This is a genomic window from Pseudomonas sp. FW305-96, from assembly GCF_058783825.1.
In genome coordinates this window covers 177,986-195,667 of the sequence record NZ_JBYSYW010000007.1, presented here as the reverse complement: position 1 = coordinate 195,667, position 17,682 = coordinate 177,986, and the positions used below count along the sequence as shown (strand labels likewise).

Sequence of the window (17,682 nt, the reverse complement as noted above, 5' to 3'; positions counted from 1 at the left end):
CGTTGCGGGGCTTTGTCGAGTCGCCAGCGGCGCTTCCTGACCAAGTGGCGCTGTGCGAGCGATGGCCGAATGGCTATGATGCGCCATGCACATTCCTTCCGAACATCCGCTGCTGTCGACCATTGTCGATGACCTGGCCACCCGTGGCTGGTCGCAGCAATCTCTTTTCCTGCCCGACGAACTGTCGCGCGCGCTGGCGGCCGAATGCCGTCGTCGCTATGCCGAGGGTGAGCTGAACCCCGCCGGCATAGGGCGTGGCGCCGCGCAGGAGATCCGCGAGGCGATCCGTGGCGACCAGATCCAGTGGATCGACCCCGGTGAATCGGAGGTCTGCGACCGCTACCTGGGGGCGATGGACAGCCTGCGCCAGGCCATCAACCAAGGGTTGTTCCTGGGGCTCGAGGACTTCGAGTGCCACTTTGCCCTGTATCCGCCGGGCGCCTTCTACAAGCGTCATCTCGACCGCTTCCGCGACGATGACCGGCGCATGGTGTCGGCCGTGCTGTACCTCAACGAGGGCTGGCAGCCGCAGGACGGTGGACAATTGCGCATGTTCCTGAAGGGCGATGTCGAGCACGACGTGGCGCCATTGGCTGGCAGCCTGGTGGTGTTCCTGTCGGGTGAGGTCCCGCACGAGGTACTCCCGGCAGGGCGTGAACGCCTGTCGTTGACCGGTTGGTTCCGGCGCCGTGGCAATGAGCCGTTCTGAGCTGCCGAAGGTACTGGTCAGCGCCTGCCTGCTGGGTCAGCCGGTGCGCTACGACGGACGTGCCAGTGGCCATCCCGATGTATTGCAGCGTTGGCAGGCCGAAGGCAGGGTGGTGCCACTGTGCCCGGAAGTTGCCGGTGGCTTGCCGACACCACGACCGCCTGCGGAGATACCCGGTGGGCAGGGCGGGGCGGTGCTGGATGGGCAGGCACAGGTGCTGACGGTGACCGGCGACGATGTCAGCGACGCCTTTCTCGCCGGGGCCCGCCTGGCGCTGGAACTGGTGCGTCGGCATGGCATCCGTGTGGCGGTGCTCAAGTCGGGCAGCCCCTCGTGTGGCAATCTGCAGACCTACGACGGCAGTTTCAGCGGTGTGAAGGTGGCGGGTGAGGGCGTGACCACGGCCTTGTTGCGGCGCGAAGGGGTGCAGGTGTTCAGCGAGCTGGAGCTGGAAGACGCGCAGCGAGCGTTGAGCCAGATCTGATCGCGGGGCAAGCCCGCTGCCAAGCGATGCTGAGCATGACGGCAGCGTTGCGTGGGAGCGGGCTTCCCCCGCGATGCGGTGTTACTGTCCGGCGCTCGCCTGCTTGGTGCCCTTGAGCCATTTGCTTTCCAGGTCTGCCAGGCGGCCGTCGTCCTTGATTCGTTGCAGGGCATTGTTCACAGCCGTCTCGAAGGCTGGATTGTCCTTCAGGTACGGAATCACCAGTTTCTGGCTGGCCAGGGTCCGAATGGTGTCGAGTTGGTCGCTCGGTTCGACGTCTTGCTTGTTGAAGGCCATGTCGAACTTACCGCTCTCCACCCCGGGCAGCACCTCTTCGGCCGCAGTCTCGACGAACTCGGCCCGCACATCCAGCTCCTTGGCCAGGGCTTGGCCCAACTCGATCTCGAAACCGGTCAGGTGTTCGTCTTCCTTGAACGCATAAGGTGGTGAATCGCTCAGCACGGCAATGCGCAGTTCGCCACGGTCGTTGATTTCGTCGATCAGTTCGGCCTGGGCCAGTGGGCTGAACAATACCGCCAACAGAATGCCAATGGTCAAACGCATGAGTGCCCCTTTCTTGTTCGGCAGGTGAATGTCATTCGCCGAGGCTTTCTTTTCTGCCACGGTCGAACGCAGCCTATGACCGTGTAGCCGCGTTAATGTTTACGCCGGTCTGAAATATTTCTGCCCGTGTTTTTGAACCTCTGCCTGGTTGGTTGGACTATGGTGAAGTACCGCTGTGCTTCGTTTAAGTGATAGCGGTCAATTGAAGTGAATCACAGGAGAAGTGAATGAAAAGCCTATTTTCGCGTGCTGCCGTCGCCGGTCTGCTGATGGGGGCGTCGGTGTTCGCCAGTGCCGCGGATGCGCTGAAGAGCCAGCAGCCACCGGAGGGCGCCAAGGTCTTCATCGTTTCCCCCGCCGACGGGGCCACGGTCGACAAGACCTTCACCGTCAAGTTCGGTATCGAAGGCATGGGCCTCAAGCCTGCGGGTGACCAGACCCCGCACACCGGGCATCACCACCTGCTGGTGGATGTGGACAAGGCTCCTCTGGCCGACCAGCCGCTGCCCACCAGCCTGATGCCTGAGAACAACGCACCGCTGCCGGCAGGTCCCCAGGTGCTGCACTTCGGCAAGGCGCAGACCGAGGCGACCATCACCCTGACACCGGGCAAGCACACCCTGCAGCTGGTGCTGGGCGACAAGTACCACGTGCCGTTCAAACCGAGCGTCGAGTCGCAGAAGATCACTGTCAACGTCAAATGATGCTGAACCTGTAGGTGCGGCTTCAATCGTGAACTAGACACCGCGGTGCTTGGCACCCGCTTTCGCGGGTGATCGCGGCTGAAGCCGCTCCTACAAGATCGCGACAACGAAAAAGGGAGGCCACCAGGGCCTCCCTTCTTCATGCAGCCGGCAAACTTAGAACAGTACGCGCGAGCGAATAGTGCCCTTCACATGCTGCAGTTTTTCCTGGGCCAGATCGGAGTACTCGGCATCGACGTCGATGACCACGTAACCCACTTTCTCGTCGGTCTGCAGGAACTGACCGGAGATGTTGATACCGTTCTCGGCGAACACTTTGTTGATCTCGCTGAGTACGCCCGGGATGTTTTCGTGGATGTGCAGCAGGCGGTGCTTGCCTGGGTGGGCCGGCAGCGCGACTTCCGGGAAGTTGACCGACGACACCGAGGTACCGTTGTCGCTGTACTTGACCAGCTTCTCGGCCACTTCCAGGCCGATGTTGGCCTGGGCTTCGGCGGTGGAACCACCGATGTGCGGGGTCAGGATCACATTGTCCAGGCCTCGCAGCGGGCTTTCGAACTCTTCGTCGTTGGAGCGTGGCTCGACCGGGAACACGTCGATGGCGGCGCCGATCAGGTGCTTGTCCTTGATCGCGGCGGCCAGGTGGTCCAGCTCGACCACGGTGCCACGGGCGGCGTTGATCAGGATCGCGCCCTTCTTCATCGCTCGGATTTCCTTCTCGCCGATCATCCACTGGGTGGATGGCAGCTCGGGCACGTGCAGCGAGACGATGTCGGCCAGGCCCAGCAGCTCGTTCAGGCTGGTGACCTGGGTGGCGTTGCCCAGCGGCAGCTTGGTCAGTGGGTCGTAGAAGTAGACCTGCATGCCCAGGCCTTCGGCCAGCACCGACAGCTGGGTACCGATCGAGCCGTAGCCGACGATGCCCAGTTTCTTGCCGCGGATCTCGAAGGAGTTGGCCGCGCTCTTGATCCAGCCACCGCGGTGGCAGGAGGCGTTCTTCTCGGGGATGCCGCGCAGCAACAGGATGGCTTCGGCCAGCACCAGTTCGGCCACCGAACGGGTGTTGGAGTACGGCGCGTTGAACACCGCGATGCCCCGGTTGCGGGCCGCGCTCAGGTCGACCTGGTTGGTGCCGATGCAGAAACAGCCGACCGCGACCAGTTTCTTCGCACAGTCGAAGACCTCTTCGGTCAGCTGGGTGCGCGAGCGGATGCCGATGAAGTGGGCATCGGCGATCTTTTCCTTCAGCTCTGCATCCGGCAGCGAGCCGGTGAGGTACTCGATGTTGCTGTACCCGGCAGCCTTGAGGATATCCACCGCATTCTGGTGGACGCCTTCAAGAAGAAGGAACCTGATCTTGCTCTTGTCGAGAGAAGTCTTGCTCATCTGCGTAAACCTGTATCCCGGAGAAAAATGGCGAGGGGGGTGAAGCGGCGCGGCGTCGGCCTTAGCACGAACAGCGGGAGGGCTATGCTAGCATACGCGACACAATCTGAGCCCATCCCGACAGGTGAAGCGTGCTCAGGGTGACTATGAATAAGTCGAGAGTTCCAGCGATGACCCAGTCCGTGGTAATTGATGAACTGATGACCCTGGTCGACCCTGGCAAGGTCCTTACCGACCCAGCCTCGCTCGACGCCTATGGCAAGGACTGGACCAAGCACTACCCGCCTGCGCCAAGCGCGATCGTCTTCCCCAAAACCATCGATCAAGTCCAGGCCATCGTGCGCTGGGCCAACCGGCACAAGGTCGCCTTGGTGCCATCGGGCGGGCGTACAGGATTGTCGGGCGCTGCCGTGGCCGCCCATGGCGAGGTGGTGGTCGCCTTCGACTACATGAACCAGATCCTGGCCTTCAATGAGTTCGATCGAACCGTCGTGTGCCAGCCGGGCGTGGTGACCCGCCAGCTTCAGCAGTTCGCCGAGGACCAGGGGCTTTACTATCCGGTGGACTTCGCCTCCTCCGGCTCCAGCCAGATCGGCGGCAATATCGGCACCAATGCCGGCGGAATCAAGGTGATCCGCTACGGCATGACCCGCAACTGGGTGGCTGGGCTGAAGGTGGTCACCGGCAAGGGCGAGCTGCTCAAGCTGAACAAGGACCTGATCAAGAACGCCACCGGCTACGACCTGCGCCAACTGTTCATCGGCGCCGAAGGCACCCTGGGGTTCGTGGTGGAGGCGACCATGCGCCTCGACCGTGCGCCGCGCAACCTTACGGCGATGGTGCTGGGCACGCCTGACTTCGACGCGATCATGCCAGTGCTGCACGCCTTCCAGGGCAAGCTCGACCTCACCGCATTCGAGTTCTTTTCCGACAAGGGCCTGGCCAAGATCCTCGCCAGGGGCGATGTGCCCGCGCCATTTGAAACCGACTGCCCGTTCTATGCCCTGCTGGAGTTCGAAGCCAGCACCGAGGAGGTGGCCAACGAGGCGCTCGCCACCTTCGAGCACTGCGTAGAGCAGGGCTGGGTGCTGGACGGGGTGATGAGCCAGAGCGACACCCAGCTGAAGAACCTTTGGAAGCTGCGCGAGTACCTGTCCGAGACCATCTCCCACTGGACGCCGTACAAGAACGACATCTCTGTCACCGTCTCGAAAGTGCCGGCGTTCCTGCGCGACATCGATGCCATCGTCGGCGAGCACTATCCGGACTACGAGGTGGTCTGGTACGGCCATATCGGCGACGGCAACCTGCACCTGAACATCCTCAAGCCCGACCACATGAGCAAGGACGACTTCTTCGCCTCCTGCGCCAAGGTCAACAAGTGGGTGTTCGAGATCGTCGAGCGTTACAACGGCTCGATCTCCGCCGAGCACGGCGTGGGCATGACCAAACGCGATTACCTGGGCTACAGCCGCTCAGCGGAAGAAATCGCCTGCATGAAGGCGATCAAGGCGGTGTTCGACCCGAACGGCATCATGAATCCGGGTAAGATCTTCGCTCCCGAATAAAAAGCAGTGTTCACAGGAGTCGGCCATGAGTTACCAGCACCAGTACGTAGACGGCACGCGCATCCACTTCCCGCTGGGCAAGGTGGTGTGCATCGGCCGCAACTACGCCGAGCATGCCAAGGAACTGGACAACCCCATCCCCAGCGAGCCGCTGCTGTTTATCAAGCCCGGCAGTTGCGTGGTGCCCCTGGAAGGTGGCTTCAAGATTCCGACCGAGCGTGGCTCGGTGCACTACGAGGCGGAAATCGCGGTGTTGCTGGGCAAGCCGTTGTCGACCAAGCCGACCGAGGAAGAGGTGCTCGACGCCATTTCCGGCTATGCCCCGGCTTTGGACCTCACCCTGCGTGACCTGCAGAGCAAGCTGAAGGAAAAGGGCCTGCCGTGGGAGCTGTGCAAAAGCTTCGATGGTGCTTGCGTGCTGCCGCCGTTCGTCTCGGCAGGCGCCTTCGAGGACGTGAAGGACATCGGTATACGCCTGACCATCAACGGCGAGGTGCGCCAGGACGGCAACAGCGCGATGATGCTCAACCCCATCGTGCCGATGATCCAGCATATGGCCGCGTGCTTCTCGTTGCAGGCGGGTGATGTGATCCTCACCGGCACTCCGGCGGGCGTGGGGCCGTTCAAGGTTGGCGACGAGCTGGTGCTGGAGCTTCCAGGCGTCAGCCGGTTCGAGAGCCGGGTGCTCTGACCCGAAGGTTCGCGCCTTTCCTGCAAAAAGTGCAGAGACGTTTACCGTTTTTTCACACCCTTTGCGGATAATGCGCGAACCTACGCCTACCCCCAGGACCCTTGCATGCCCTCTCCCTCCCGCGCTTCCGTGTCTCCCAAGCGGCCCTTTTACCGGCGCTGGCCGTTCGGCCTGGCAGCAGCTGCGGTTATTGGCTATGGCGTCATTTCGGCCATGCACTGGGACGACCGCGGCCTGCTGTGGATAAAGGAAGGTTTCGAAAGCCAGGCTGAACGCCAGGAAAGCATCTGGCTGCCCAGCTACGTGGTCGACATCGATGCCAAGCCGTTGCCCGGCATGGAGCGTGACGAGGCGTCGGACCTGGCGTTCAACCCGCACACCCGGTCGTTGTTCGCAGTCATGGGCAAGCACCCGTTCCTGGTCGAGCTCACCCTCGATGGCGATGTGTTGCGCAAGATCCCCCTGGTGGGTTGGTCCAATCCGGAAGGGGTGGCGGTGCTTGAGGATGGCCAGATCGCCATCGTCGATGAGCGCAACCATGACCTGACGCTGGTCAAGGTGGATGCCGGCACCACGTCGCTGAACCGCGCCGACTACCAGCCCTACGACCTGGGCGACGCTGATGAAGGCAACAAGGGCTTCGAGGCCATTGCCTGGGACCTGATGCGCCAGCGCCTGGTCATCGGCGCCGAGCGGCCGCCCAGGATGTTCATCTGGAACACCGATGGGCGCAGCCCGCTCAAGGGCGAGAAGCAGCCGCTGGCCAGCGACGAACTGGATCTGCGCAACTTGTCCGCGCTGGGTATCGACCCGCGTACAGGGCATCTGCTGGCATTGTCGGCAGACTCCAACATGCTGCTCGAGCTTGACGAAAAAGGTGAGCAGGTCAGCTTCATGACCCTGCTGGGCGGCTTCAATGGCCTGGCTGACACCATTCCCCGGGCCGAGGGAGTGGCAATGGACGACCAGGGCAACCTGTACATGGTCAGCGAGCCGAATCTGTTCTATCGCTTCAAAAAGAACTGACCGATCAGCCATTTCTGATGATGGCATTAAGCTTTGCTTCAGTTGATAGTGGTTAGCTACGCGCTCCTATTGCCGAGTCCGCCCGCATGCGCCGCCACGTTCGCCTGATCTTCGTCTTCTTCGTGTTTGTCTGCCTGCTCGTGCTGGGGGCTGCCGGGCATGAGTTCCGCTTGTTCGAGCGGGGCTGGTTCAACCTCAAGACCTGGTGGCAGCCGGCCGAGCAGAGCATCGGCCTGGACCGTTACCAGGTGGTGCTCGAGGCCAGGCCTATCGAGGGCCTGGACGACGACATCTCGGCGTTGACCTACGATCCCGACCGCAAGAGCCTGTTCACCGTCACCAATGCCCGGTCGGAGCTGATCGAGTTGTCACTGGATGGCCGTATCCTGCGCCGTGTCCCGCTGACCGGCTTCGGCGACCCCGAGGCGGTGGAGTACATCGGGCCCAACAGCTACGTGATCACCGATGAGCGCCAGCAGCGGCTGATTCGTGTGCGCCTGGACGATGACACCCTGTTCCTCGACGCCAGCGATGCCGAGCAGCTGTCCCTGGGCATCGGCCTGAACGGCAACAAGGGGTTCGAGGGGCTGGCCTACGACTCGGCAGGCAAGCGCCTGTTCGTGGCCAAGGAGCGGGACCCGATGATGATCTACGAGGTGCACGGCTTTCCCCACGACAATCCCGACAAACCCTACGCTGTGCATGTGGTGCAGGATCGCAAGCGCGACCGGCGGTTGTTCGTGAGGGATCTGTCGAGCCTGCAGTTCGACGAACGCAGCGGGCACCTGCTGGCGCTGTCCGACGAGTCGCGGCTGGTGCTGGAGCTTGATGTGAAGGGGCGGCCGCTGAGTACCCTGTCATTGCGTAAGGGGTTCCAGGGGTTGAAGCAGACCGTGCCACAAGCTGAGGGGATTGCGATGGACGACGCCGGGACCATCTACCTGGTCAGTGAGCCGAACCTGTTTTATGTGTTCAAGCAGCCTTGATGGGATGAGGATGGCACCGGCTTCGCCGGTGTTCGCTGGCAAGCCAGCTCCCACAAGGTAGCGCGGACCCTGTGGGAGCTGGCTTGCCAGCGATTCGAGGGCGCAGCCCTCGCTGGCGATTACTCGGCCTTCAGGCTCTTCACGCCTTCAGCGGTCCCCAACAACAGCACATCCGCCGGCCGCGCCGCGAACAGACCATTGGTAACCACGCCGACGATCGCGTTGATCTGGCTTTCCAGCTCCACCGGGTTGGTGATCTGCAGGTTGTGCACGTCGAGGATGACGTTGCCGTTGTCGGTTACCACGCCTTCGCGATAGACCGGGTCGCCGCCCAGCTTGACCAGCTGGCGCGCCACGTGGCTGCGAGCCATCGGAATGACCTCGACCGGCAGTGGGAAGGCACCCAGCACCGGCACCAGCTTGCTGGCGTCGGCGATGCAGATGAAGGTCTTGGCCACTGCCGCGACGATCTTTTCGCGGGTCAGGGCCGCGCCGCCGCCCTTGATCAGGTTGAGGTGGGCATCGCTCTCGTCGGCGCCGTCCACGTAGAACTCCAGCTCGCTGACGCTGTTCAGCTCGTACACCGGGATGCCATGGCCCTTCAGGCGCTGTGCGGTGGCTTCGGAGCTGGCGACGGCGCCGTCGAAGGCGGTCTTGTGCTGGGCCAGGGCGTCGATGAAGAAGTTGGCGGTCGAGCCTGTGCCAACGCCGACGACGCTTTTCTCATCCAGTTTCGGCAGGATGAGGTCGACGGCGGCCTGGGCGACGGCCTGTTTGAGTTGGTCCTGGGTCATGCGGGCTCCGGGAGGGGCAGGGCGGATATCGAAAGTTGCCTAGTATAACGGCTCCCGCGGCTTTGCTGTGGTCGCCCGACGTGGCGCTGCGGTAGACTCCCAGCCCTTGTCCCGCGGCCCAGTGATGCTTTCCGATGCTCGAACAGTACGTCAAGAAGATCCTCACCTCGCGCGTCTACGACGTTGCTGTCGAAACCCCGCTGCACACTGCAGGGCAACTGAGCAAGCGCCTGGGCAACACGGTGCTGCTCAAGCGCGAGGACCTGCAGCCGGTGTTCTCGTTCAAGATCCGCGGGGCCTACAACAAGCTGGCGCAACTGAGCGCCGAGGAACTGGCCCGTGGCGTGGTCACCGCCTCGGCCGGCAACCATGCCCAGGGCCTGGCATTGGCGGCGCGGGAGCTGGGTATCAAGGCGACCATCGTCATGCCCAAGACCACCCCGGAGATCAAGATCGAAGGCGTGCGCTCGCGTGGTGGCAAGGTGTTGTTGCATGGCGACAGCTTCCCCGAGGCGCTGGCCTACTCGCTGAAGCTGGTGGAGGAGAAAGGTTTCGTCTACATCCACCCCTACGACGACCCACACACTATTGCCGGGCAAGGCACGGTGGCCATGGAGATCCTGCGCCAGCACCCGGGCCAGTTGGACGCGATCTTCGTGCCGGTCGGCGGCGGCGGTCTGATCGCCGGTATCGCCGCCTACGTGAAATACCTGCGCCCGGAAATCAAGGTCATCGGCGTCGAACCGGACGATTCCAATTGCCTGCAGGCCGCCATGGCCGCCGGTGAGCGCGTGGTGCTGCCACAGGTCGGGCTGTTCGCCGACGGCGTGGCGGTGGCGCAGATCGGCCAGCACACCTTCGATATCTGCCGCCACCACGTGGACGAGGTCATTACCGTCAGCACCGACGAGATCTGTGCGGCGATTAAGGATATCTACGACGATACCCGCTCGATCACCGAACCTGCCGGTGCCCTCGGAGTTGCCGGGATCAAGAAGTACGTCGAGCTCAAGGGTGTGGCCGGGCAGACCCTGGTGGCCATCGACTCGGGCGCCAACGTCAACTTCGACCGCCTGCGGCATGTGGCCGAGCGCGCCGAGCTGGGCGAGAAGCGCGAGGCGATCATCGCCGTGACAATTCCTGAGCGCCCAGGCAGCTTCAAGGCCTTCTGCGAGGCCATCGGCAAGCGCCAGATCACTGAATTCAACTACCGCAAGCACACCTCGGACGAGGCGCACATCTTCGTCGGCGTGCAGACTCACCCGGAAACCGACCCGCGTGCGGCATTGGTACAGCAGTTGACGGAGCAAGGTTTCCCAGTCACCGACCTGACCGACAACGAACTGGCCAAGCTGCATATCCGCCACATGGTGGGTGGCCACTCGGCCGGCGCCAGCGACGAAATGGTGCTGCGCTTCGAGTTTCCGGAGCGGCCCGGTGCCCTGTTCAATTTCCTCAACAAGCTGGGCGGGCGATGGAACATCTCGATGTTCCACTACCGCAACCACGGCGCCGCCGACGGGCGCGTGGTCGCGGGCCTGCAGGTGCCGGAGGATGAGCGTCACCTGGTGCCGGCAGCCCTGGCCAAGATCGGCTATCCATACTGGGACGAGACCGAGAACCCGGCTTACCGGCTATTCTTGGGCTGAACACGCTTCACCTCGCGGGAGCGGGCCTGCCCCGCGATGAGGCCGAAAGCGAAAAAGCCTGCTGAAGGATGATTTTCACATGGAACACCTGACCACCCTCAAGACCCTGCACATCCTCGCCACGGCCCTGTTGCTGCTTGGCGCCCTGGGCCTGGCGGGCTGGACCTGGCATGCCCGGCGCAAGGGCGACGCCGAGGCCTATGGCAAGTTGTTGCGTCGCCCGCTGGTGTTCGTCTGGCTGCTGATGGGGCTGTGCCTGCTGAGCATGCCGTTCACCGGCTGGTGGCTGGTGCATCTGGTCGGCTGGCCGCTGGGGCAGACCTGGGTGCTGGCCTCCAGCGTCATCTATACCCTTGGCGCGTTTGCCGTGTGGTGGCTGGTGGCGCGCCTCAACCGGCTGCGCAAGGCCGAAGCCGTCGGCTTGAAGTTCACCTTGGCGCTGGCGGTGTTCAGCGGTGTGTGCTTCCTGTCCATCGCCGGCCTGATGGGCGCCAAGCCAGTCTGAGGACCCTCGCCAGCCCGCTTCCATTGGTAAACCTTGGGAGCGAGCTGGTCCCGCGAGGGGCTGACGCAGCCGCGTCACCTTGCCTTCATGCAAAACCGGTATACCAGTGCCACGCCCGGTGTGGCGACGCTCGCTCGATACGCAGTCTTCACCTCGCCGCAGATAAGCGTGGCGGGCGCGTTGCTGCGCGCTCAGGCTTTGTGGAACAATGCGGCGACATGCGTTTGCGAGGTTGCTGCCGTGATCGACCCGGATGGTTTTCGCCCCAATGTCGGGATCATTCTCACGAATGATGCCGGGCAGGTGCTATGGGCTCGGCGGATCAACCAGGATGCCTGGCAGTTTCCCCAGGGTGGCATCAACCCTGATGAAACGCCGGAAGATGCCTTGTACCGCGAGCTGAACGAAGAAGTGGGCCTGGAACGCCAGGATGTGGAAATTCTTGCCTGCACCCGTGGCTGGTTGCGTTATCGTTTACCCCAGCGCCTGGTACGTACCCACAGCCAGCCGCTGTGCATCGGCCAGAAACAGAAGTGGTTCCTGCTGCGCCTGGTGAGCAATGAGCAACGGGTGCGCATGGACCTGACCGGCAAGCCGGAATTCGATGGCTGGCGCTGGGTCAGCTACTGGTATCCGCTGGGCCAGGTGGTGACATTCAAGCGCGAGGTATACCGCCGCGCCCTGAAAGAGCTAGCCCCGCGCCTGCTGACGCGCGACTGACGACGGAGTCCGACCCCGAGCCATGCTCAATACGCTGCGCAAGATCGTCCAGGAAGTGAACTCCGCCAAAGATCTCAAGACGGCGTTGGGGATCATTGTCTTGCGCGTCAAGGAGGCGATGGGCAGCCAGGTCTGCTCTGTCTACCTGCTCGATCCGGACACCAACCGTTTCGTGCTGATGGCCACCGAGGGCTTGAACAAGCGCTCCATCGGCAAGGTCAGCATGGCCCCTAATGAAGGCCTGGTCGGCCTGGTCGGTACCCGCGAGGAGCCACTGAACCTCGAGAACGCCGCCGATCACCCCCGTTACCGCTACTTCGCCGAAACCGGCGAAGAGAAATTCGCCTCCTTCCTCGGCGCACCGATCATCCACCATCGTCGCGTGGTCGGCGTGCTGGTCATCCAGCAGAAGGAACGCCGCCAGTTCGACGAAGGCGAAGAGGCCTTCCTGGTCACCATGAGCGCGCAGCTCGCCGGGGTTATCGCCCACGCCGAGGCGACGGGTTCGATCCGTGGCCTGGGCCGTCAGGGCAAGGGCATCCAGGAAGCCCGTTTCGTCGGGGTGCCGGGTTCGCCGGGCGCGGCGGTCGGTCGATCGGTGGTGATGCTGCCGCCCGCCGACCTGGAGGTGGTGCCCGACCGCACTGTCGAGGACATCGACAACGAACTCAAGCTGTTCAACAACGCGCTCGAAGGCGTGCGCGAGGACATGCGCAAGCTGTCGGCCAAGCTCGCCACCCAGCTGCGCCCCGAAGAACGTGCGTTGTTCGACGTGTATCTGATGATGCTCGAGGACGCCGCCCTCGGTGGCGAGGTGGTCGAAGTCATCAAGACTGGCCAGTGGGCCCAGGGCGCCTTGCGCCAGGTGGTCGGCGAACACGTCAATCGCTTCGAGCTGATGGATGACGACTACCTGCGCGAGCGGGCATCGGACGTCAAGGACCTGGGTCGGCGCCTGCTGGCGTACCTGCAGGAGGCCCGTTCGCAGTCGCTGGTCTACCAGGACAACACCATTCTGGTCAGTGAAGAACTGACCCCCGCCATGCTCGGCGAGGTGCCGGAGGGCAAGCTGGTGGGCCTGGTTTCGGTACTCGGCTCGGGCAACTCCCACGTGGCGATCCTGGCCCGGGCCATGGGCATTCCCACGGTCATGGGGGTGGTCGACCTGCCTTACTCGAAGGCCGACGGCATCGAGATGATCGTCGACGGCTACAAGGGCGAAGTCTTCACCAACCCCGGCGAAGTGCTGCGCAAGCAGTACAGCGACGTGGTCGAGGAAGAGCGCCAGCTGGCCAAGGGGCTCGATGCCCTGCGCGAGCTGCCGTGCATCACCCCGGACGGCCACCGCATGCCGCTGTGGGTCAATACCGGCCTGCTCGCCGATGTGGCCCGCGCCCAGCAGCGCGGCGCCGAAGGTGTGGGCCTGTACCGTACCGAAGTGCCGTTCATGATCAACCAGCGCTTCCCCAGCGAAAAGGAGCAGCTGGCGATCTACCGTGAGCAGCTGCAGGCGTTTCATCCACTGCCGGTGACCATGCGCAGCCTCGACATCGGCGGCGACAAGTCGCTGTCGTATTTCCCGATCAAGGAAGAGAACCCGTTCCTCGGCTGGCGCGGCATCCGCGTCACCCTCGACCACCCGGAAATCTTCCTGGTGCAGACCCGCGCCATGCTCAAGGCCAGCGAAGGGTTGAACAACCTGCGCATCCTGCTGCCGATGATTTCCGGCATCCACGAGCTCGAAGAAGCCCAGCACCTGATCCACCGCGCCTGGGGCGAAGTGCGCGACGAAGGCACCGATGTGCCGATGCCGCCGGTCGGGGTGATGGTGGAGATCCCCGCCGCGGTGTACCAGACCCGCGAACTGGCGCGCCAGGTTGACTTCCTCTCGGTCGGCTCCAACGACCTCACGCAATACCTGCTGGCCGTCGACCGCAACAACCCGCGGGTCGCCGACCTCTACGACTACCTGCACCCGGCAGTGCTGCAAGCCCTGCAGACCGTGGTCAGCGTGGCCCATGAGGAAGGCAAGCCGGTCAGTATCTGCGGCGAGATGGCCGGTGACCCGGCCGCCGCAATCCTGCTCATGGCCATGGGCTTCGACAGTCTGTCGATGAACGCCACCAACCTGCCGAAGGTGAAGTGGATGCTGCGCCAGATCAACCTGAGCAAGGCCAGGGAGCTGCTGGCCGATGCCATGAGTCATGACAACCCGCAAGTTATCCACAGTTCGTTGCAGCTGGCGCTGAAGAATCTTGGGCTGGCGCGGATGATCGGGCCGAACAAGACCCTCTGATCGTCAGTTCCGACCTCATCGCGGCGCTTGCCCCGCGATGAGGTCAATTCAGATCTCCAGGCTAACCTCGCCCAGATGCCCCCCAAACGGCCCGAAACTGCGCTCGATCATGCGCCGACGGCCTTGGTCATCGACGATCAGCACCGTGCTCGCCCGCGTCCCGTAGTTCTGGCTGGCGATGAATACACTCGATAGCAGCCGCTCGGTGGCCAGCCCCACGCCGGTCTCGGGTAGTTCGCCGTCCGGCGCGGGCTGTGCATCACCCAGCAGCGTCAATAGTTGCTGTGGATCGGCGTTTTCGAGCAATTTCTCAAGCCCGCTGCGCGCTTTGATCAGCTTCGGCCATGGCGTATCCAAGCCGGCATTCGACAGCCCGTACACCCCCGATTCAAGCAGGCGTGGCGCCGGCTCACGGGCATGCAGGTAGCCCAAGCGCTTGTCATCGCCGACCAGCAGGTTGAACCCTGAATACTGGTCACTGCGGCTGGCTACCCGGTCCAGATAGGCCTCGACCCCCAGTTCGCCCTGCAGGTAGGCTGCCACCAGTTCACCGCGGGACCGCGGCCCCAAAGGCTGGCGTGGATCACGGATATTGGTCAGCGCCGCAAAGCGTCCGTTCGGCCCGACACCCAGCCAGGTGCCACCGGCTTCCAGGTCACGCCCGGCGTGCACCCCAGGCGCGTCCTCCCAATTGCCCAGGGCCTGGGTCGGCCGCGCATAGAACTCATCGCGGTTGGCCGCGACGATCAGTGGCCGGGCTGTCCCCGGCCGCCAGGCGAATACGATCAGGCACATAGGTTGTCCCCTGTGTTTTCGGCCACTCTACCCGCGCCGCCGGCCGCTATCCATCATCTGACACAGAGTTCACTAGAGCGCCGGGCATGGGTTCCGTTACCATGCCGGATTGTTTTCCACTGGGGCCACGAATGGAATTCGCTCTCTATCTGCTGTTGGGCGCCTGCGCCGGCGTGCTGGCCGGGCTGTTCGGCGTCGGTGGCGGCATCATCATCGTGCCGGTGCTGGTGTTCAGCTTCACCTTGCAGGGCTTCGACCCATCGGTGCTGACCCACCTGGCGGTCGGCACTTCGCTGGCGACCATCGTCTTCACCTCGATCAATGCCGTGCGCGAGCACCAGCGCAAGGGCGCGGTGCAATGGCCGATCTTCGCCTGGATGACCGTGGGTATCCTGCTCGGCGCGCTGGTCGGGGCCAAGACCGCCTCGCTGATCCAGGGCCCGATGCTGCAGAAGATCATCGGTGTGTTCGCCCTGGTGATCGCCGCGCAGATGGCCCTGGACCTCAAGCCCAAGGCCAGCCGCGGCATTCCCGGCAAGCCCGGATTGACCACCGCCGGTGGGGTGATCGGTTGGGCCTCGGCCATTTTCGGGATCGGCGGCGGCTCATTGACCGTACCGTTCCTCACCTGGCGCAGCCTACCCATGCAGCAGGCAGTGGCGACTTCGTCGGCCTGTGGCCTGCCGATCGCCCTGGCCAGTGCCCTGGGCTTCATGTGGCTGGGTTGGCATGAGGAGCATCTGCCGGCCCACAGCCTGGGCTACGTCTATCTTCCGGCGCTGGTCGGCATCGCTGCCACCAGCATGTTCTTCGCCCGCTACGGCGCGCGTCTGGCCCACAAGCTGTCGCCGCGCGTGCTCAAGCGTCTGTTCGCCGCGCTGCTGTTCTGCGTCGGACTCAGCTTCCTTATCTGAACCTAGAGGAAAGACAATGCTGCCTTACCCGCAGATCGACCCGGTGGCCGTGGCCCTCGGTCCACTGAAAATCCACTGGTACGGCCTGATGTACCTGATCGGCATCGGCGGCGCCTGGCTGCTGGCCTCGCGCCGATTGAACCGCTTCGACCCCACCTGGACCCGCGAGAAGCTCTCCGACCTGGTGTTCTGGCTGTCGATGGGCGTGATCGTCGGCGGGCGCCTGGGTTACGTGCTGTTCTACGACCTGCACCAGTACCTGGCCAACCCGACGCTGATCTTCGAGGTATGGAAGGGCGGCATGTCGTTCCATGGAGGTTTCATCGGTGTGATGCTGGCCGCGCTGTGGTTCGGCAAGCGCAACAACAAGTCATTCTTCGAGCTGATGGACTTCGTCGCGCCGCTGGTGCCGATCGGCCTTGGCGCCGGGCGTATCGGCAACTTCATCAACGCCGAACTGTGGGGCAAGGCCACCGACGTGCCGTGGGCAATGATCTTCCCGCCGTTCAGCGACCCGGCGCAATTGCCGCGTCACCCGTCGCAGCTGTACCAGTTCGCCCTCGAAGGTGTGGCATTATTCGTCATCCTTTGGCTGTACTCGCGCAAGCCGCGCCCGACCATGGCCGTTTCCGGCATGTTCGCGCTGTTCTATGGCATCTTCCGCTTCATCGTGGAGTTCGTGCGCGTACCCGACGCCCAGCTTGGCTACATCGCCTTCGGCTGGTTGACCATGGGTCAGTTGCTCTGCGTGCCGATGATTCTCGGCGGCATATTCCTGATCTGGTGGGCCTACAACCGCAAACCGACGGCCAAGGCCACCGTTTGATTTCCACGGCAGGGGCAATCCCCCTGCCGTTCTTGTTACAGGTAAGCCATGAAACAGTATCTAGATCTGGTCCGTGACGTCATCGACAACGGCACGCTGCAGGAAAACCGCACCGGTATCCGCACCATCAGCCTGCCCGGCGCCATGCTGCGCTTTGACCTGCAGAAGGGCTTCCCGGCTATCACCACGCGCAAGCTGGCGTTCAAGTCGGCGATCGGCGAGATGGTCGGCTTCCTGCGCGGCGTGAAGAACGCCGGCGAGTTCCGCGAGCTGGGCTGCAAGGTCTGGGACCAGAACGCCAACGAAAACGCCCAGTGGCTGGCCAACCCGTTCCGCCAGGGGCATGACGACCTCGGCGAAATCTACGGCGTGCAATGGCGCCAGTGGCCCGGCTACAAGCGCATACCGCTGAGCAACCCGGCCGCCATCGAGATGGCCGAGAAGGCCGGCTTCCGCCGTATCGCCCAGGACGAGGAGGACGGCCAGGCGTTCGTCATCCTCTACAAGGCCATCGACCAGGTGCGCCAGTGCCTGGACACCATCGCCAACGACCCGGGCAGCCGCCGCATCCTGTTCCACGGCTGGAACTGCGCCCAGCTCGACGAGATGGCCCTGCCACCGTGCCACTTGCTGTACCAGTTCCACCCGAATGTCGAAACCCGGGAAATTTCCCTGACCCTCTACATCCGCTCCAACGATCTGGGCCTGGGCACGCCGTTCAACCTCACCGAGGGCGCGGCGCTGTTGTCGCTGTTCGGCCGCCTGACCGGCTACACCCCGCGCTGGTTCACCTACTTCATCGGCGATGCCCATGTGTACGAGAACCACCTGGATATGCTGGGCGAGCAGATGAAGCGTGAACCGCTGGCGGCACCGAAGCTGGTGATCAGCGACCGCGTGCCGGCGTTCGCCGAGACCGGCAAGTACGAGCCGGAGTGGCTGGAGAAGATCGAGCCGAGCGACTTCTGGCTGGAAGGCTACGAGCACCATGCGCCGATGACGGCGCCGATGGCGGTCTAACTCAAGGAAGTCGGGGGGCTGCTTCGCAGCCCATCGCCGGGGGGG

The 17,682-nt window shown here is 63.5% G+C and carries 18 protein-coding genes; 14 read left to right on the top strand and 4 right to left on the bottom strand.

All coding sequences use genetic code 11. The features are described 5' to 3' along the window. Positions 1-85: 85 nt before the first annotated feature. A complete protein-coding gene (locus tag AC3WL2_RS08020; protein ID WP_046853760.1) occupies positions 86-709 on the top strand; it encodes a 2OG-Fe(II) oxygenase in 624 nt (207 codons plus the stop codon). Then, positions 696-1,193, top strand: coding sequence for a 2-thiouracil desulfurase family protein (locus AC3WL2_RS08015; RefSeq protein ID WP_102684737.1), 498 nt, complete (start codon positions 696-698; stop codon positions 1,191-1,193). Before AC3WL2_RS08020 ends, AC3WL2_RS08015 begins: the two co-directional genes overlap by 14 nt. 81 nt (positions 1,194-1,274) lie before the next feature. Here the strand turns inward: AC3WL2_RS08015 and AC3WL2_RS08010 are convergent, their stop codons facing one another. Further along, positions 1,275-1,757 carry a transporter substrate-binding domain-containing protein gene (locus AC3WL2_RS08010; RefSeq protein ID WP_102684736.1) on the bottom strand — a complete coding sequence of 161 codons (483 nt, stop codon included), beginning with the start codon at positions 1,755-1,757 and terminating at the stop codon, positions 1,275-1,277. 227 nt (positions 1,758-1,984) lie between these two features. Here AC3WL2_RS08010 and AC3WL2_RS08005 point away from each other — a divergent pair, with 227 nt between their 5' ends. Then, positions 1,985-2,461, top strand: coding sequence for a DUF4399 domain-containing protein (locus tag AC3WL2_RS08005; protein WP_046853763.1), 477 nt, complete (start codon positions 1,985-1,987; stop codon positions 2,459-2,461). Positions 2,462-2,617: 156 nt separating this feature from the next. Here AC3WL2_RS08005 and serA read toward each other — a convergent pair whose 3' ends face one another. Further along, entirely contained in the window at positions 2,618-3,847 is a 1,230-nt protein-coding gene (gene serA / locus AC3WL2_RS08000; RefSeq protein WP_023629826.1) for a phosphoglycerate dehydrogenase, read from the bottom strand. Between the two features lie 170 nt (positions 3,848-4,017). Between serA and AC3WL2_RS07995 the strand changes: the two genes are divergently transcribed. The 4 genes from AC3WL2_RS07995 to AC3WL2_RS07980 all read left to right on the top strand — a co-directional run bounded on the left by AC3WL2_RS07995 (position 4,018) and on the right by AC3WL2_RS07980 (position 8,118). Then, positions 4,018-5,415, top strand: a complete 1,398-nt coding sequence (locus AC3WL2_RS07995) for an FAD-binding oxidoreductase (RefSeq protein WP_102684735.1) — start codon at positions 4,018-4,020, stop codon at positions 5,413-5,415. Between the two features lie 25 nt (positions 5,416-5,440). Beyond that, entirely contained in the window at positions 5,441-6,106 is a 666-nt protein-coding gene (locus AC3WL2_RS07990) for a fumarylacetoacetate hydrolase family protein (RefSeq protein WP_102684734.1), read from the top strand. Between the two features lie 105 nt (positions 6,107-6,211). After that, positions 6,212-7,132: an SdiA-regulated domain-containing protein gene (locus AC3WL2_RS07985; RefSeq protein WP_102684733.1), complete on the top strand. Its 921-nt coding sequence runs from the start codon at positions 6,212-6,214 to the stop codon at positions 7,130-7,132. A gap of 86 nt (positions 7,133-7,218) precedes the next feature. Then, complete coding sequence (locus AC3WL2_RS07980) at positions 7,219-8,118, top strand: SdiA-regulated domain-containing protein (protein ID WP_102684732.1); 900 nt, start codon at positions 7,219-7,221, stop codon at positions 8,116-8,118. Positions 8,119-8,237: 119 nt separating this feature from the next. Here the strand turns inward: AC3WL2_RS07980 and rpiA are convergent, their stop codons facing one another. Further along, positions 8,238-8,912, bottom strand: coding sequence for a ribose-5-phosphate isomerase RpiA (rpiA, locus tag AC3WL2_RS07975; RefSeq protein ID WP_038707000.1), 675 nt, complete (start codon positions 8,910-8,912; stop codon positions 8,238-8,240). A gap of 134 nt (positions 8,913-9,046) precedes the next feature. On the opposite strand from rpiA, the gene ilvA reads away from it, so the two are divergent. The 4 genes from ilvA to ptsP all read left to right on the top strand — a co-directional run bounded on the left by ilvA (position 9,047) and on the right by ptsP (position 14,082). Then, positions 9,047-10,561 carry a threonine ammonia-lyase, biosynthetic gene (gene ilvA / locus AC3WL2_RS07970; protein WP_102684731.1) on the top strand — a complete coding sequence of 505 codons (1,515 nt, stop codon included), beginning with the start codon at positions 9,047-9,049 and terminating at the stop codon, positions 10,559-10,561. 79 nt (positions 10,562-10,640) lie between these two features. Next, positions 10,641-11,066 (top strand): DUF2269 family protein, encoded by a 426-nt coding sequence (locus tag AC3WL2_RS07965; RefSeq protein ID WP_102684730.1) that lies wholly within the window; start codon positions 10,641-10,643, stop codon positions 11,064-11,066. A 240-nt stretch (positions 11,067-11,306) separates the two neighbouring features. After that, the gene (locus AC3WL2_RS07960) at positions 11,307-11,786 is read left to right on the top strand and encodes an RNA pyrophosphohydrolase (RefSeq protein ID WP_028688498.1); all 480 of its coding nucleotides are present in this window, start codon (positions 11,307-11,309) and stop codon (positions 11,784-11,786) included. Positions 11,787-11,808: 22 nt separating this feature from the next. Beyond that, the gene (gene ptsP / locus AC3WL2_RS07955; RefSeq protein ID WP_046853769.1) at positions 11,809-14,082 is read left to right on the top strand and encodes a phosphoenolpyruvate--protein phosphotransferase; all 2,274 of its coding nucleotides are present in this window, start codon (positions 11,809-11,811) and stop codon (positions 14,080-14,082) included. A 48-nt stretch (positions 14,083-14,130) separates the two neighbouring features. Here the strand turns inward: ptsP and AC3WL2_RS07950 are convergent, their stop codons facing one another. After that, entirely contained in the window at positions 14,131-14,877 is a 747-nt protein-coding gene (locus tag AC3WL2_RS07950) for an NRDE family protein (protein WP_102684729.1), read from the bottom strand. A gap of 131 nt (positions 14,878-15,008) precedes the next feature. Here AC3WL2_RS07950 and AC3WL2_RS07945 point away from each other — a divergent pair, with 131 nt between their 5' ends. The 3 genes from AC3WL2_RS07945 to AC3WL2_RS07935 are packed head-to-tail and all read left to right on the top strand — an operon-like array spanning position 15,009 to position 17,637. Further along, complete coding sequence (locus AC3WL2_RS07945) at positions 15,009-15,791, top strand: sulfite exporter TauE/SafE family protein (RefSeq protein ID WP_102684728.1); 783 nt, start codon at positions 15,009-15,011, stop codon at positions 15,789-15,791. Between the two features lie 16 nt (positions 15,792-15,807). Then, complete coding sequence (lgt, locus tag AC3WL2_RS07940) at positions 15,808-16,617, top strand: prolipoprotein diacylglyceryl transferase (protein ID WP_102684727.1); 810 nt, start codon at positions 15,808-15,810, stop codon at positions 16,615-16,617. Positions 16,618-16,665: 48 nt separating this feature from the next. After that, positions 16,666-17,637 (top strand): thymidylate synthase, encoded by a 972-nt coding sequence (locus AC3WL2_RS07935; protein ID WP_046853772.1) that lies wholly within the window; start codon positions 16,666-16,668, stop codon positions 17,635-17,637. Positions 17,638-17,682 lie beyond the last annotated feature (45 nt).